The following is a 16,004-nucleotide window of genomic DNA, read 5'->3' as shown; positions in this document are numbered from 1 at the left end:
CACGTTATCTAATCATTATTGCTGTTGCGCCGTTACGGCTGCTCGCAGACATGAAGCTGTAGACGTGTTGCCACGTTCAAGTGAAATATCCAGTGCGGTCTGCCCCACTGAGTTTAGCACGTTTGGATCAGCTCCATGCTGAAGTAACATCTCGATAAGTTCGATCTGATCCGTATGAAATGCTGCCGAGTGCAAAACATATTGTCCATCACTATCTAGAATACTCGTGGATGCTCCATGCTCGAGTAAAAGTTGGATAACTTCTGGCGAACGTTCTCCAGCAAGAGCGGCATGCAGTGCAGTATTGGATGGAATAAAGGAAACCTTGGAATGAGAAAGGGCGTTAACATCCGCTCCATGCTCCAGAAGAAGACGAACTGCTCCTGCTTGTCCATAATGAGAGGCATATCCCAGCGGAGTTAACCCGTCCTGATTTTCAGTATTGGTGAGTTCCGGGTGAGAAGTGAGCAGTAATTGCAGGTTGGCCAAATCTCCAGACTGAGCAGCCTGAAATAGTTGATTCATCTGTTCTGCATGTTTCATAAGGAATACCTCCATCTGATGAGATAATTTAATTATAGATGTTCCTCTTCAGAGGTTCTTCTTCATAATCACCTTTTTGCTCGTAGCTGAGAAGGAGAGCTATGGAAGCGTCTAGTGAATAATGAACTGAACGAACCGAGGCTTTCGAAGCCCACATCATAACAGATATTGGTGACAGACCTGTCCGAATCTAGCAAAAGCCCCTTCGCAGCCAATAGTCTACATTCAGTCAGATAACGATGGGGTGAAGTACCAAACAACTTTTTATAACTGCGTAGAAAATGATTCACGGATAGTTGTGCAGCCGCTGCTGTCTGTTCTAGCGTTAACGGCTGATCATAGTAGGCGGAGATATACTCATGCCCGATATACACTCTTCGGTACAACTCTTCTCGGGTTGAACGTCTGATCATATCCAGTTCGTTGATCTCTTGCTGAACGTTACGGTGTAGATCCAGCATGTGAACAGCAAGCTGATGAAGCTGCTCCGCTATTGCCCAGGAATCCAGCGTGTCTTGACTGTAGAAATTACGCAAATGATTCAGGGCTGCGCCAAGCCGATTATCCATCGCGTATGTACGTTCTACCCACTCCATCTTGTTTGAGGATGAATAACTATACGGCTCATCAAGTAGCTGAAGATCACTGGTAATTAGATTCCGGCCGATCTCTTCCACATAACCAGGAGGGAAGAAGATACAGAAGGATTCAACTGGAGTAGATGAATCAATGTGAAGACTATATTCCTGGCCCTCATTCAGAAGCAAATAGTTCTCATTATTGACTGCGAAGTGACCGCGCCCCGCTTCATAGAGCGTTTTTCCGTTATGGAATGTTTTCAGTGATAGCGAGCCGCTGCCTTTCCAATCGAATTGGGAACTCGATTCATGCAGAATGAAGGGTACAGGTCGAGGAAGAGGAATCTCCAACACTTGCAAGCACCTCCAAGCTTAATTCTGGTTATATAACTTCTTCACAGCTTCCAGCCCAGGTATGGCAAAGCAGGCGAGTGGAGAGGGCAGATCATGGAGTGGGAACCAGCCGATCTCACCAATGGCTCCGCCTTCTTCCAGATTACGAGCATGGCCGCCAATCACCTTGGTGGAATAGAGCACGGATATCCAATGTTCCTTCTGCTCTGGCTGGATCGTCTCCGCCGTACAGAGCAGACTGTCGATGGCGATATCCAGATTCACTTCCTCCTTGATTTCACGGATGACGGCAGTCTCCAGTGATTCATAGGGATCTACTTTCCCGCCAGGAATACTCCAGGTGTGCTGCTCGGGCTGACGATTTCGCCAAGCGAGAAGCACTTCGCCCCGTTCATTCAGGATGACCGCACCTACACCGATGCGAGGTGAAATTTCAGATTCACCTTTTGGAACTGAGCTTAATTCCGACAGGGACAGCGCAGCTTGTTCGTTCCCGTTACGTTGTGTAAAACCACCCGCGTCCATATCCCCAGATTGAGGAGTGTGAGTAGACTGGAATGACAATGGAAGCCCAGACTGTGCCGACCATTCTTCGGCAAGGATACTCATCGAGATCAGGTCGTAATGCATGCCATCCCGCAAAACTGCAGAGCGCTGGCGACCCTCTTCCCGAAATCCAGCTTTTAGATACGCACGTCTAGCCGCTTCATTGTATTCGATGACTTCCAGCGCAATACGGTTCAGGTTCAATTCGTGGAAGCCATATCGAAGAATCAGAGCTAAGGCATCGCTGCCGTATCCTTTACCCCGATCATTTTCTTCGCCGATACCAATGGCCAGACGAGCGGAGCGATTGTTCCATTCAATCCGGTAGAGGGCTGTGAATCCAATGAATCGGTTACCCTCCAGTGTACGTAATGCAAATTCAAATCCGTTGTCTCGGCGGACAGAGGAGGAGCCTGTCTCATCCGGCGTTAACGGAATAGCGATATCAGTATCCATATTGCGCAAATATTCATAATCATCTGTGAAGCGGGAGAGACGCATGCAATCTTCCGGGCATGGGGCCGCTAATCTGACTTTGGATCCTTGAAAACCATTTAAATGACGTGGAGCCATGTTGCACCTCTTTTGTTCGATATGAAATCAATCGTTTCTCCCCATTATACTACGAACAGGAGCGGATACCGAAAATTGGCACAAAACGAGCTACACTCAGGGGAAAAGACCATAAAAAAAAGCAGCCATCGCGGGCTGCTGTACATTCATTATTTCAAATCATTCAATAAATTTTTCATTTTTTTGTAGTGTCCACTGACCCGATCAACCATGTAGTTATACATGAGCTGATTCTCCGAAAGATTAGCCATTTCCTTGTCAATGTCAACGTTATTGTTGTTATTGTTCATGGCTGTTTCGTTGTTCTCGACAATTCGGTACTGTACGATGGAAGAATTGGGATCACTGATAGGGAAGTGTTTGTCATGAGTCCGCTTCATGGCGAGCTGATCGGTTTTGCCATTTTCAACGATACGTCTAAGCTCTTCCTGAAACTCTACCGTTTTCTTTTTGTAGTTGGGCGTGTCTGCATTGGCAATGTTATTGGTGATGGCATTGTGTTGTGCAGTAAGCGCTTGTAACAGTGATTCGTTACGTCTTGTTGTATTCGTTTCGATCACGGGCTCAGTCTCCTTCACTGTAGATTGTACAGTTACTTCTATAATAAGAAATAAAGTTGCACACTGTCAACAAAACAAAGAAAAAGACAAGCACATGCCAGAGGTCCCCCGAAAAGAAGAACCCTGCCTTCATGAAGTCTTGTCTTAGACCTTGCCCTTATGGATCAGCGTTGAACAACCTCTTTAAGAGGGACGATTAATATTTTTGCCGTAATAGATCTCGTCCATCTCCAGCTTCAGCCACTCCGTAATCTCCTGTTGTTCCTTCTTGCTGAGCTTATCTTTGGTGTACCCGAACAGATAATTGTCGAGATCGAATTCCCGCAGTTTACACTTGGTATGAAAAATGTTTTCCTGATAGACGTTGACGTCAATCATGTCGAAGCTACTCTTGATCTCGTCCGGAATATAATTCTGTATTGAGCCGATCTCATGGTCAATGAACAGCTTACGTCCGCTCGTATCCCGCGTGAAACCACGTACCCGGTAATCCATCGTCATAATGTCCGTATCAAACGAGTGGATCAGATAATTCAGCGCCTTGAGCGGTGAGATCTCACCGCAGGTGGAGACATCGATGTCCGCACGGAAAGTACTGATGCCTTCGCTTGGGTGAAATTCTGGATAGGTGTGCACGGTGATATGGCTTTTATCTAGCTGCATAACAACGTTATCTGGCAGAGGGCCGGGAGATTCATCGAGTGATTCCTCGGGGATTTCCACAATCGGGCCTTCCGAAACGAGCATCGTCACACTTGCACCTTGAGGCACGTAATCCTGTTGCGCAACATTCAGGACATGAGCACCAATGATGTCAGAGACGTTGTTCAGAATTTTACTCAGCCGGGCGGCGTTATACTGTTCATCAATATATTCAATGTAAGCTTCGCGTTCGTCTTTGGTTTTGGTATAACAGATATCGTACATATTAAAGCTGAGCGACTTGGTCAGGTTGTTAAATCCATGCAGTTGAATGCGCTGCTCTGGCGTAATTGTCATGGTTGCAGTTCCCCTTATCCCATACGACATATCATCGCAGTTATAATACTACTTATACCCAACCTGCCTCGAAAAAAAACATATGTACGTCATTCGAAATACGATTCCCCTCTGGTGAAAGCTATGCATGAAAGGACTTCAGATGATCTACATTTTTTCAGAATGAAGAATCGTCGAAGTCCGCAATATCGTTCATGCGCTCATCCTCAGCTACAGATTGAATATCCTCTGAAGTAACACTGATGATTGTATAGTCCTCGTTCTGCTGTTTCTTCACGGCTTTTTCCTTCACAAATCGGGGACTGCCTTCCCCGGCATCTTCGTCATAGACGAGCAGAAGACCGTCGCTTTTACGCAGCAACAGGTCATCCCGTGCAGTGAACTGCCACGGCCCGATATAAGGTTGATTGCTAATCGCACCGTAATAGTCCACACCCGAGAGGATGGAACGGTAATACTCCTGCTTGTCTTCTTTCCATTGCTCCTCCGGATTCTGAAAGGCAGTGATGATCGACAGCTTCAGATGTGGATACGTCTTCTTCAGATCAATGACCACTTCGCAGGCCCACAGGTCCACACCGTATTGTCCCGGCGTCAGCACCCATTCCAGACCATCCTCGACAAGGGGAGTGAGGCGGGAAGAGATGGCTTTTTTGATAAAAGGAATACCTTCATGTTTCTGTCCAAAAATTTGCAATTCATGTGCCCGGTAACCGGTGATTAACAGGTTTTTCAGTGTCCGTTCCTCCTTTCAGGCATGATCAATCGATCAGTCGATTCTATATAACGATGCAGTTATTTCACAGGTGGAGCTTCTGCACGGAACGGATACAGGAATGGCTTTGGAATATCCGTTTCGAATGACATTAACTCATCCGTTGTGGGATGGATAAATGAGAGTATACGTGCATGAAGTCCGAGACGGCCGAGATCTCTTGTACGTGCACCATATTTTCTGTCACCAGCAATCGGATGTCCGAGATCTTCCATATGCACACGAATCTGATTTTTACGCCCTGTCTCCAGACGCACTTCCAGCAAGGAGAACTCACGGTTCGACTTCAGACGTTTGTAATGTGTAATCGCATGTTGTCCATCATTTGGACGAGAGCTGGAGTACATTTTCAGCGTTTTGGTTTCCTTCAGCCAGGAAGAGATGGTGCCTTCTTCTTTGGCTACTGCACCTTCAACAAGGGCAACGTAGACGCGGTCCTGCACATTTTCTTTCCAGTTGTTTTGCAGCTTCTGCTGTACCTCTTCACTTTTGGCAAACATCATCACACCCGACGTATCCCGATCCAGACGATGGACAACAAAGATCCGGTTGAGCGGATTGGTGCGACGCACATGCTCTGTCAGTTGGCGGTATGCCGTCAGGTCATCCGTCTTGTCAGCGGCAATGGACAATAGTCCGGCTTCCTTACGGATCACAATGATATCATCGTCTTCATGCAAAATGTTAATACCCGTCAAGGACGGAGCAGCGACTGCACCTTCTTTTCGAATATAGACAATCTGACCTGGCGTCAGCGCTTCATTAAACTTGGTTACGACCTTCTGATCCACGGACACCTGTCCACGACCCAGAATGGACTTCACCGCGTTCCGTCCTGATTTCAGATGCTGCAACAGGAAGTTCAACAGTTCGTCCGGTTCGGTTACTTTGTACTGGCGTGGTGGTTCCTGCTTGCGATAATAGGAATTACCCGGCCGTTTGGATGCACTGGCATTTTTGGATTTGTTACCTCCAGTTTTCTTCGGTGCGGCCGAGGATTTGGCAGCTAGTGGTTTCTTATTTTCCTCCGTATTGCGTGATGCGGAAGCACCTGATGTTTTGGCAGATGAGAAGTTGGACTTGCCGGACCGTGCTGAAGATGAACCTGCATAAGATTTCCCCTTGGCCGAGGCCGATGTCTTGCCTGTTGGACGTTTGCGTTTATTCATGAATAATAATCTCCTTCTGAACAGCCTGTACCGCTTGTGTGCATACGATCCGTTCATTTCGTTATGCAGTTCAATATACCACTAACAGTCGACAAATAAAAATAGGTTCATGGAATCTGCTATACATCCAATCCGAAGAGTTGTGAGATTCATAGGATATGTTATCCCATAGCATTGGAGGTGTTACTCATGGGCGTGTTTCTCGATATGAGAACTTCGATGAACTCGGGAAGCGTAGGACAGCCCGGTTTATCTCTAGGTCCATCCCCGGAAGCATTCGGCACAATTGGTCTTCAAACCCAGGGTGTGGTGAATCCCATTATTACGTTGAACGGGACAGTGGGCGTTACGGGAGAACTGGGAGATACCTTTGTTGTGGAACTGGTACGGGGATTCCTATATGATCCCTTCTATGTGATCTACCGTGCTGAAGGTACGATTGGACAGAATGGCGGTGCCGAATTTCATTCATTCACTGCTCAGGATCTGTCTGCACCACCAGCATTGGAGAGTGTGTATACTTCGTTCATCTCGGGCGTGTCCACAGCAGTAAGAACCGGGCCGGAGATGTTATACGGTATTGCAGCCACCGGTTAGTAGTGAAAGGCGAAATATAACAGGCAGAGTGCTTCGTCATCACTTTGTTGACGGCAGAGTTCGCTTCATACCCCAGAAACGCAAGACAATGCAGCGATAGGTTTCGACTAGCGCTCAGCAAGAAACCCCCGGCTTAAGAAGTCGGGGGTTTTTGCCGTACAAGTATCTGCGCGACTCAATACAACTCACGAATCTAAAGTTTGGAACTGTCCAGGATCAGTTGGCACGGCCTTTCAGAATGATGTTGTTGGCTTTGCCAAAGTCGATGGCAACTTTGCCTGCGAGTGCAGCTGTTCGCTCCGCAAGGATAACCGCGTTGACGCCACAGGAGAAGAGAGCAACATCGAAGGTATGTTGATTATTCTGAATCCAGTGCAGCGTTTCATCCATCTGATCATAGCTGTCGAAGGGCAGGGCAGTCACAATGTTCAGATTATACGGCTCACGTTCGAGCATGACACGCAGAGCCTCAATCTCACGAGTAACGAGTAACACACGCTTGCCTGCAAGCATCTGCCAGAAACGTGGGTTCTGCGCCAGTTCCCGATTAACACAGGCATGACAAGTCATCGGAGGAGAGATGCCAAAGTGTGCAAATACCATATCGGTCAGGGGTCTTTTGAGATAATCCGGAGCATTAATAGTGTTGTCACCACGAGGAAGAATGCCCACGATATCGGCACGTTGCAAGGAAGCGGCGACTTCATCCCGGAGTTTCGGGTTGGGCAGACGAAGTCCCTTTTGCCCTAAGTTGGCTTTCTTGGCCCAACGCTCCTGAAGGACCTGTTCCGTGGGCCATACGGTTTCTTGAGACATGACGATATTCTCGCCATCACCGACTCTTACAAGAGACAGCGGTCGGTGTTCCAGGAGTGCCACTTCGAGCTGATCAAGCACACCTTCCATTTCAAGATAGATCGAATTCATTCGATGGGTTGCCTCCTTTGAAAATTGAACTGTTCTATTCTATGTTGCGACTACAGTTACGATATGTACGTTCGACCCGAAGGGCGCCATCTTTGGTTGTATATCAATCTATTTATAGGAAAGTTAGTACATCTGTCGGTACCGCTTCTATCAACGTTTCATACGTTATAGAGTGCTGGATTCACAAGCGAGATGTGGCTTGTAAACGATCAGATAGATAGAAGATGGTCTTCGTAGGAAGACGGCATCAAAACTATGAAAACAGTCTGTATCCGACAAACGGAACATGCAGCGTACATGAGGAGGAGTGTTATGTCCAGGAAAGTTGTGATTGAGATTAACTTTAACAATTACGGAATGGACCCGCAGCGATTGACGCGAGAGTGGCTTGAGCGTCGGATGAGCATCTTCCGCACGTTCACATTGCATTGCCTGAAGGCACAGACGAATCAGGATTTCCTCACAGTGGTGAAGTTGTCCAAGGAATCCGGGGAATTAATGCAGGAGATTCTGGCGGGTCAGGAGCCGCTTCCTTCCAATATTCGTTTTGGAACCAATATCGAGAGTGTGCGTGCCATTTTGGCGTTTGCCAAAGGTACGGAGCAGCTATATATTGCCCGTCTGGATTCGGATGATCTGTATCATAAAACCTTTGTTCAACAGCTCTACGATATTCAACCACAGCCGCAGACGATGGCACTGATCAACCAGAACGGATATCTGTGGGACAGTGTGAATAACGAGATGGCCCCAGCGTTTCACCGTTCTCCACAATTCTATGTCTACTTATATCAGACAGCCGAATACGCAGCAGGATACCGGGTCAAGCTTCCGGGCAGAGGTACACATGGCAATGTCATTGATCTGCCGCATGAGCTCCTTGCTCCGCGTAATTATGTCAACATCGTACATTCGAACAATACTTCAATCAAAAAGGTACCGCCCAAAGACCGGTTAAGCCGGGATGAGATGGCACAGGTACTACGCGAGTTCATGATCTGATCAGGGAGGGATTCATCCATGATTCAAGGACAAACAATTCTGATCACCGGAGGAACGGGCTCCTGGGGTCAAAAGCTGACTGAGGTGCTGCTGGAGCAGAACCCGGCTGAGATTCGCCTCCTGTCACGTAATGAATACGCCCAGATTGCGATGCAGCGAGAGTTCAACCATGATCCGCGTCTGCGATTCATCATTGGGGATATCCGGGATTATCGGGCAGTGGAGGATGCCTGCAAGGGCGTGGATGTGCTCTTCCATCTGGCTGCGCTGAAGCATGTCCCGGTCTGCGAGGACCAGCCGGATGAAGCGTTCAAGACCAATGTGATCGGGACGCAGAATATTATTCGGGCTGCGATACGTATGCAGGTTGCCAAAGTCATCGATGTGTCCACCGATAAAGCGGTAGATCCGATTAACGTATACGGCATGACGAAGGCATTGGGTGAAAAAATGATGATCCGTGCCAACTTTCTAAGTGAAGGTACTCGATTTGTCTGCATCCGTGGGGGCAATGTGCTTGGAACCAGCGGTAGTGTCGTGCCTCTGTTCCGTCGTCAGATCGATGAAGGCAAAAGCCCGACCATTACGGACAAAGGCATGACCCGTTTTTTCCTGACGCGTACCGAAGCTATACATTTACTGCTTAAAGCGGCTGAGGCGGCTGTAGGCGGAGAGACTTTTGTGATGAAAATGAAAGCTTGCAAGATGACGGAACTTGCATCCGTCATGTTGGAACAAGCAGGCCGTCCATCCTTCGATTATAAGATGACGGGAATACGTCCAGGCGAGAAATTACATGAAGTCCTGATCTCGCCCTTTGAAGCGCCGCGTACGTACCAATACGATGCGCAGTATTATGTGATCCTGCCGGAGCACAAGGACAAGAGCTTGACGGATCAGTACAGCAGTCTGCCTCGTGTGAACTTCTCCGAGTATCGCTCGGACAGTGACATGATGAACAAACCGGCGATTGCCCGGTTTTTGCGTGCAGGGGGCTATATCGATTAGGGTGTGTCTCAAAACTCGTTCGGAGTTCTCAGACACGCCCACCGAAGGGAGGCGGAGCGTTTGGAGGTGGAAGGAATGGAAGAGAGTCATCAGCCTGAGCAGAACGAAGGAAATGAAGAGTTACAGCAACGTACCCTAATACAACATATTAATGACCGCTCCCTGAAAGCTGTTGTCATCGGTCTCGGTTATGTTGGTTTACCCATGGCCGTAGAGATGGCACAGGCTGGTTATCAAGTCCACGGGATTGACATCGATACTTCGAAGGTAGCTAAGCTGCGTGCCGGGCATTCGTATGTCATAGGCATAGAAGATAATGTTGTGCAGTCGCTTATGCAGGCTGGGTTATTCAAGGCAAGCACCGATTATGCAGCGGTGGCGCAGGCAAATGTCATTGTAATCTGTGTGCCTACCCCACTGACCGCTGAGCATCAACCGGATATCTCGTATATCTCGGCGGCGGTGGATGGCATGACTCCGTATTTGCAGGAAGGCAGCCTGGTTATTCTGGAAAGTACGACCTATCCGGGCACAACGGAGGAACGCGTGAAACAACCGATTGAAGTGGCAAACGGCTGGAGAGCTGGAGAACAGTTCTACGTCTGTTATTCTCCCGAGCGGGTAGATCCGGGCAGTGTGCATTATGGTGTGAAAAATACCCCAAAGATTATTGGCGGTTCCACACCTGCTTGTCTGAATTATGGTAAACAGTTCTATGGCTCGTTCCTCAACGAAGTTGTTCCGGTTAGTTCAACGACGGTAGCAGAGACGGCAAAACTGTTCGAAAATACATTCCGCAGTGTAAATATTGCCCTTGTGAATGAGCTGACCCCAGCCTGTGAACAGATGGGGGTAAACATCTGGGAAGTACTGAATGCGGCGGCAACCAAGCCATTTGGTTACATGCCATTCTATCCCGGTCCCGGAATCGGCGGACATTGTATTCCAATCGATCCGATCTATCTGTCCTGGGCTGCAAATCGTCAGGGATCGGAGTTGCAATTCATTCAGCTGGCGGATGCAACCAATCGGCAAATGCCAGAGAGAGTGGTAAAACGTGCCGCTGAGCTGTTGGAGCAGAAGGGTGTATCTGTGCGGGGAGCACGTGTTGTACTCGCGGGTATGGCTTACAAAAAAGACATTGACGACTTGCGCGAATCGCCTGCGCTGGACGTCTTCCGGCTGCTGAGCGCAGCGGGCGCAGATGTGGTTTTTACCGATCCAATGGTGCCTGTCTTCCGCAAGGATGACGGTACAGTGCTTCACGCTAGTCCGGCGGTGCCGGAATTGTGGACAGGAGCTGATCTGGTGATCATCACCACGGATCATTCGGGATTTGATTATCAGGAGATGGCAGATCATGCAAAGCTGATTTTTGATACACGCAATGCAACGGCCGGATGCCACGGGGGAAATATTGTGGTACTGGGTCAGCCTGTACGGTATGAGGCGAAGAGAGTTTACGAGCAACAGGAACGAGTAGAAGGGTCCGGGCAAAAAGAGGAAGTCAAGGTGGCAGTCGAGGGCGCCGTAACTCGCCGTGAAGCTGCGATCGGTCCCGACGAGGATCAGGGAGATGCCCATGGCAAATCATGATCGTGTAAGCGAACGCTATTACGGCGAGATTAATTCGGAAGATTCTCATGAAGCGACGAGAACGCGTATCCACTGGATGTGCCGTGAGGCAACAGGCAAACGCATCCTGGATGTCGGGTGTAGCCAGGGCATTACGTCCATTCTGCTGGCACGTGAAGGATTTCGTGTCACTGGCATTGATTTGGAGGAAGAGAGTATCCGGTATGCCCAAGGCGAGCTTGCCAAAGAATCCCGGCCGGTTCGAAACAATGTGGATTTTCGGATGCTAGATATTACGCAATGGAAAGTAAGGACGATCTTTGATACGGTGCTGCTTGGAGAAGTGCTGGAGCATTTTGCTCATCCGGAGACGTTATTGATCCAGATTCATCGGCTGTTGCAGGAAGATGGGACGCTGGTTGTAACCGTGCCGTATGGGTATCACCCGTTCTATGACCACAAGCAGACCTTCTATGCGGGGAGTCTGGCAATGACCCTGATGCCGTATTTTGAAGTCTTGAAACTCGAAGTTCATCATAAATATCTATGTTGCGTGGCCCGCAAACGGCGGAATACACAGCTGCATATGTCGCCGACTTTGGATCAACTAATGGAGTGGATGGAGCTGGATCATGTCCATTTTGCCGAGGTGGAACATCAGCACCTCCGTGTAATGAAGCAGCGCAAGAAGGCTCTGGACAGTGCAGTGGAGCAGGTGAAACGGCTTCGCCGTCAGGAGAGTGGGGAAGGGTAGCGGTGTTGTTTAGTATGACGACAGAACTATTCTATGTTCTAACGAATCTCACACGCCTTATTTTTGATGATTTTGGAGAGATGAGAAATGTAACGAATCTCAGCGACGCTATTTCATCCGAAAGCTGCGATAAACGACGAATGGTTGCCTAAAATGTGAAAATAGCGGGTCTCAGATTCGTTATATTTTTCAAGTGGCTGAAATGCACCGAATAGCGTCAGCTCAGTTCGTTAGCCACGGTGAAAATGAAATGAATTCCGTGACCAATACCACATACCAAATAAATTGGAATAAACATTTACACGAAACGGAGAAGAGAAAAAGAATCTCAAGAAGCGGAGCTAAAAGCGTTCTGAATGAAAGCTGTATCGGAAGCATATGCTTCGCCTTTATCCCCGGATTTACCCTTTATAAAAGGAATTAAAAAAATGGGGATAACAACGATCGGAAAGTTTCTGTCATCGGAGTGTCCAGTGTAAATATCTTTTAGTTCAACTTACGAAAGTACTTTGTTCGAAGTATTTAACCAACGAAAGAACAAATCCGTTATGAAATTTCGCAATACGCGTACGACAGGGAGGGGCTCAAAACGTGATCACCATCAGTCTGTGCATGATTGTGAAGAACGAGGAACGCACGCTGGCGCGCTGTCTGGACTCGGTTGCCGGCATCGCGGACGAGATCGTCATTGTGGATACCGGTTCATCGGATCGCACGATAGACATCGCTGCGCAGTATACCGACCATGTCTACACGTATGAATGGAAGGAAGACTTTGCCGCAGCGCGGAATGAGTCATTCGCCAAGGCCACGCAGGAGTATATCCTGTGGCTGGATGCGGATGATGTGTTGCTGCCCGCGGAACGGGCAAAGCTAGAGGTGTTGAAGCAACAGCTTCCGTCTGAGGGGGAGACGGCAGCTGTGATCTTGAACTACACGCTGGCTGAGGGGGCGGAGGGAAGTCCACTTGTGACGGACCGACGCCTTCGCCTGGTCAAGCGGGATGCCGGGTGCCGCTGGCATGGCCGGCTGCACGAGCAGCTCAGCTTCCCGCGAGGCGAAGTCATTACGGCAGACATTGCCGTCACGCATCGCCGCGAAGCGGGACATCATTCGGCGCGGAACGTGCGCATTCTGCGCAAATGGATCGCCGAAGAGGGCGTAGCCCAAGGTCGCCTGCTGTTTTATTATGCAGGCGAATGTTATGACCGCCAGCGTTATGCGGCGGCGGCACGCGGGTACGCGAAGCTGCTGGAACAGCCAAGCGGTTACCGCGAGGATCGCCTGATTGCCTGCGCGCGGCTGGCGGAATGTTATGAACGACTGGGTGAGCCGGGCCGTAAGCTCGGCGCATTGCTGCAGTCGTTCCAGTATGATCTGCCACATGCCGACTTCTGCTGTGCCATTGCGGCCTGTTTTCATGAGCGGCAGGAACCCGTCTCGGCAATCTACTGGTATATGCAGGCGGTGGACGTGAGCAGCCGCGATCCGGGTCTGCGCCCGGTGCCTGTGGCCTGCCGCACGTGGCTGCCACATGCCCGTTTATCCCTTTGTTATGCTCATCTTGGCAACTGGGAGCAGGCACTCATGCATAACACCAAAGCCCGTGAGTATTTGCCCAACGATCCCGGATTGCTTGCCAATCGGCAGAAGCTCGAAGTGGTGGTACGCAAAGAGATGAAAGAGCGGGAAGAACGTGGTGAAGTGTCACCTCGTAAGTAGGTAGATGAAGTGGGACAGATGAGGACAAACGAGTTTGAAGCGGGAGTAGAGATAGAGAAAAATAGATTGAAGTAGAAGTGAAATAACAACAAAAACTAATTAGTTGCTGGTAGGGTGCGATAGGGCGGATCAGTGTGAAAATAAGGGTTGAGTGGAGATAGAGTGTAAGGCACAATTGCGAGCAGAAGCAGAAGCAGAAGCAGAAGCAGAAGCAGAAGCAGAAGCAGAAGCAGAAGCAGAAGCAGAAGCAGAAGCAGAAGCAGAAGCAGAAGCAGAAGCAGAAGCAGAAGCAGAAGCAGAAGCAGAAGCAGAAGCAGAAGCAGAAGCAGAAGCAGAAGCAGAAGCAGAAGCAGAAGCAGAAGCAGAAGCAGAAGCAGAAGCAGAAGCAGAAGCAGAAGCAGAAGCAGAAGCAGAAGCAGAAGCAGAAAGCAGAAGCAGATTAAGAGATATCATAGATAAATTATAATGCTGCTATATGTTTTAAGTACGATAGATACGAATTTAGAGTGAGCGAGCATATCAGACCACAAATGAAGTATAAGTAAATAAACGATAAAATGTAGAACAAGAGTAGCCCCGCTTAACCGAAAGAGTCGGTGAGTGGGGCTTTTAATGCTTCTCGTGCCGCGTGTATCTCCTACCATGGTGTAATAAAAGTAGGCATGTGGCGAAAATTTCACAAGGCTTACAGAGCGTTGGAACTTCTGACATGCGGTGCAGTGAGGATTACGCATCAAGATGAGACTTCGAGTATTCAAGGCCATCATATTAGCTGCTAAGTTGTTTTATTTTTCGGGTGCCGGGCATCGCACAGACTGGTCCTTCATTCGTAAGCTTTTGCATGCCCAGCCCCATCCATCATATATTTCGTCATCGATATTGAGGGTAATGGTTTCATCCGTATATTCATTCCAGTTTTCAATCCGAAGTGTGTTTTCACTTTCCCATTCAAGATGGTTATTTCCGTGGTGCTCGGCACGATATAACGTTTTTACCGAGGAGTCCTCAGGGGCATTTGTCTTTTTTACATCGACCCAGATTGTAACGCCGCCCGCGGCACCACCATAGAGCACACCATAAATCTCGGCAGTATACTCACCATTCCGTGAAGGCATGGAATAGCTCAATTCCCCCCGTTCGGAACGGTCAAATGTGGAGAAGTAAGGACGGAGCCAGAAATACAGGAATACAGCGGCAAACAGTACAAGAATCAACAATGTAAATGTAGTGAGAATAGGGTGTCTACGTATCCAAGGTTTGCGAGAATTTGTATTGGATGAACTTGAATTAGCTTGAGTATTTGAGTCCATAAGCATCTAACCTCCACCTACAGTGAAATTTGCTTTGCAGGAATATAAATGTCCAACTCTCCGTAGTGGTCCTGAGCCAGACTGCCGTCAATTCTTTCAAAATAGTATGGATCACTCTTCTCGTACCCCGAATGGCTCTGCCAATATTCATCGATAAATGTCCAGACACTGTCCAGATGATCAATGTTAATTAGACTTGGATGGAAATCACAGACGAATTTGAATACGGCATACTGGTTGGCCGGGACCTCAATTCCGTCCAGTTCTTCAGGGATATGATCCAGAGTGGTCACTTCTACAGACGGCTGATATGTACTGTAATCCTCATTAATTTCATTGGTAAATCCAATATACACGTTAGGCTGCAACACATTAGGAATCGAATGAAAGTGTTTTTCAAAAAAATCGTTGCCTGCTGAATTGGCTTCATAGTGCTCTTCATTATCTGTATACCGAATGTGGGATCGTTGCCCAATGAGTTTCATAGCCGGTTTTCGTCATACGTTGGTGTGAAAATATAACCGTACGGAAGCATCGTGATCATGGATGAAGTCATGCGGGCTGTGAATTCAAGGTCTCCAGCTCCCTGTTTGCGATACTGCAGGGGTGTAATGCCGAAGGCTTGTTTGAAAGCACGTATGTAGGATTGTTCATGTTCGAACCCGTAATGTCCGCTGATATCGATGATTTTCCAATTCAGGTTCACCAATTGTTCCAGGCTGCGTGCCAGTTTGCGTGAGCGAATGTATTCTCCAGGCAATTGTCCGCTTACATGTTTGAACATGCGATGCAGGTGGAACTTCGATATATGAGTCACAGATGCCAGATGATCCAGCGTTAACTTGTCTTGGATATGGTCTTCTATGTAGTCGAACAGCTTATCCAATGTGCCTAGCAGATCGTGTTGCATATCAATCTCCCTACTTCTAATAGTACTTACAGCAATAAATGTTCATTTTTTCCTTATCACCGATGATATCATAACCAAGTACATAATTTAATGACAAGATTG

General features: G+C 48.3%; 18 protein-coding genes and 1 pseudogene. 7 read left to right on the top strand and 12 right to left on the bottom strand.

The genetic code is table 11. From position 1 onward, the window contains the following. Positions 1 to 15: 15 nt before the first annotated feature. The 8 genes and pseudogenes from NSQ38_RS28340 to NSQ38_RS28305 form a co-directional block, all read right to left on the bottom strand. Entirely contained in the window at positions 16 to 543 is a 528-nt protein-coding gene (locus tag NSQ38_RS28340) for an ankyrin repeat domain-containing protein (RefSeq protein WP_339785396.1), read from the bottom strand. A gap of 68 nt (positions 544 to 611) precedes the next feature. Continuing rightward, positions 612 to 1,475, bottom strand: coding sequence for a helix-turn-helix transcriptional regulator (locus NSQ38_RS28335; RefSeq protein WP_339785393.1), 864 nt, complete (start codon positions 1,473 to 1,475; stop codon positions 612 to 614). 18 nt (positions 1,476 to 1,493) lie between these two features. Further along, positions 1,494 to 1,895, bottom strand: a complete 402-nt coding sequence (locus tag NSQ38_RS28330; protein ID WP_339790744.1) for an NUDIX domain-containing protein — start codon at positions 1,893 to 1,895, stop codon at positions 1,494 to 1,496. 210 nt (positions 1,896 to 2,105) lie between these two features. Beyond that, positions 2,106 to 2,594 (bottom strand): annotated as a pseudogene (locus NSQ38_RS28325) (GNAT family protein); the annotation flags it as partial. Positions 2,595 to 2,743: 149 nt separating this feature from the next. Further along, entirely contained in the window at positions 2,744 to 3,154 is a 411-nt protein-coding gene (gene flgB, locus NSQ38_RS28320; protein ID WP_036610664.1) for a flagellar basal body rod protein FlgB, read from the bottom strand. A gap of 183 nt (positions 3,155 to 3,337) precedes the next feature. Further along, entirely contained in the window at positions 3,338 to 4,153 is an 816-nt protein-coding gene (gene speD, locus NSQ38_RS28315; protein ID WP_036610662.1) for an adenosylmethionine decarboxylase, read from the bottom strand. A gap of 157 nt (positions 4,154 to 4,310) precedes the next feature. Next, positions 4,311 to 4,889 (bottom strand): DUF1273 domain-containing protein, encoded by a 579-nt coding sequence (locus NSQ38_RS28310; RefSeq protein WP_026081201.1) that lies wholly within the window; start codon positions 4,887 to 4,889, stop codon positions 4,311 to 4,313. A 59-nt stretch (positions 4,890 to 4,948) separates the two neighbouring features. Continuing rightward, the gene (locus tag NSQ38_RS28305) at positions 4,949 to 6,097 is read right to left on the bottom strand and encodes an RluA family pseudouridine synthase (RefSeq protein ID WP_339785391.1); all 1,149 of its coding nucleotides are present in this window, start codon (positions 6,095 to 6,097) and stop codon (positions 4,949 to 4,951) included. A 189-nt stretch (positions 6,098 to 6,286) separates the two neighbouring features. Between NSQ38_RS28305 and NSQ38_RS28300 the strand changes: the two genes are divergently transcribed. Beyond that, on the top strand, positions 6,287 to 6,694 hold the full coding sequence (locus NSQ38_RS28300) for a hypothetical protein (protein ID WP_339785389.1): 408 nt from the start codon (positions 6,287 to 6,289) through the stop codon (positions 6,692 to 6,694). Between the two features lie 216 nt (positions 6,695 to 6,910). Here the strand turns inward: NSQ38_RS28300 and NSQ38_RS28295 are convergent, their stop codons facing one another. Beyond that, a complete protein-coding gene (locus NSQ38_RS28295; RefSeq protein WP_339785388.1) occupies positions 6,911 to 7,621 on the bottom strand; it encodes a GT-D fold domain-containing glycosyltransferase in 711 nt (236 codons plus the stop codon). 312 nt (positions 7,622 to 7,933) lie between these two features. On the opposite strand from NSQ38_RS28295, the gene NSQ38_RS28290 reads away from it, so the two are divergent. From NSQ38_RS28290 to NSQ38_RS28265, 6 genes are all read left to right on the top strand, one after another. Then, positions 7,934 to 8,623: a glycosyltransferase gene (locus NSQ38_RS28290; RefSeq protein WP_339785386.1), complete on the top strand. Its 690-nt coding sequence runs from the start codon at positions 7,934 to 7,936 to the stop codon at positions 8,621 to 8,623. Between the two features lie 18 nt (positions 8,624 to 8,641). Next, positions 8,642 to 9,631, top strand: a complete 990-nt coding sequence (locus tag NSQ38_RS28285) for an SDR family NAD(P)-dependent oxidoreductase (protein WP_339785384.1) — start codon at positions 8,642 to 8,644, stop codon at positions 9,629 to 9,631. A 66-nt stretch (positions 9,632 to 9,697) separates the two neighbouring features. After that, positions 9,698 to 11,227 carry a nucleotide sugar dehydrogenase gene (locus tag NSQ38_RS28280; protein ID WP_339790741.1) on the top strand — a complete coding sequence of 510 codons (1,530 nt, stop codon included), beginning with the start codon at positions 9,698 to 9,700 and terminating at the stop codon, positions 11,225 to 11,227. Continuing rightward, positions 11,214 to 11,960 (top strand): methyltransferase domain-containing protein, encoded by a 747-nt coding sequence (locus NSQ38_RS28275; protein ID WP_339785382.1) that lies wholly within the window; start codon positions 11,214 to 11,216, stop codon positions 11,958 to 11,960. Before NSQ38_RS28280 ends, NSQ38_RS28275 begins: the two co-directional genes overlap by 14 nt. Before the next feature lie 591 nt (positions 11,961 to 12,551). After that, positions 12,552 to 13,682 carry a glycosyltransferase family 2 protein gene (locus tag NSQ38_RS28270; protein WP_339785380.1) on the top strand — a complete coding sequence of 377 codons (1,131 nt, stop codon included), beginning with the start codon at positions 12,552 to 12,554 and terminating at the stop codon, positions 13,680 to 13,682. 151 nt (positions 13,683 to 13,833) lie between these two features. Then, complete coding sequence (locus tag NSQ38_RS28265; RefSeq protein ID WP_339785378.1) at positions 13,834 to 14,148, top strand: hypothetical protein; 315 nt, start codon at positions 13,834 to 13,836, stop codon at positions 14,146 to 14,148. Positions 14,149 to 14,467: 319 nt separating this feature from the next. Here the strand turns inward: NSQ38_RS28265 and NSQ38_RS28260 are convergent, their stop codons facing one another. From NSQ38_RS28260 to NSQ38_RS28250, 3 genes are read right to left on the bottom strand one after another with little or no spacing between them, the layout of a single operon-like run. Further along, positions 14,468 to 14,992 (bottom strand): DUF5412 family protein, encoded by a 525-nt coding sequence (locus NSQ38_RS28260; protein WP_339785376.1) that lies wholly within the window; start codon positions 14,990 to 14,992, stop codon positions 14,468 to 14,470. Between the two features lie 17 nt (positions 14,993 to 15,009). Beyond that, positions 15,010 to 15,477 carry an effector binding domain-containing protein gene (locus NSQ38_RS28255; RefSeq protein ID WP_339785373.1) on the bottom strand — a complete coding sequence of 156 codons (468 nt, stop codon included), beginning with the start codon at positions 15,475 to 15,477 and terminating at the stop codon, positions 15,010 to 15,012. After that, complete coding sequence (locus NSQ38_RS28250) at positions 15,474 to 15,902, bottom strand: AraC family transcriptional regulator (protein WP_339785370.1); 429 nt, start codon at positions 15,900 to 15,902, stop codon at positions 15,474 to 15,476. The genes NSQ38_RS28255 and NSQ38_RS28250 overlap by 4 nt, the downstream gene beginning before the upstream one ends. Positions 15,903 to 16,004 lie beyond the last annotated feature (102 nt).

The organism is Paenibacillus sp. FSL R7-0313, assembly GCF_037969885.1.
GTDB lineage: Bacteria > Bacillota > Bacilli > Paenibacillales > Paenibacillaceae > Paenibacillus.
This window is presented reverse-complemented; position numbering and strand designations above follow the sequence as displayed.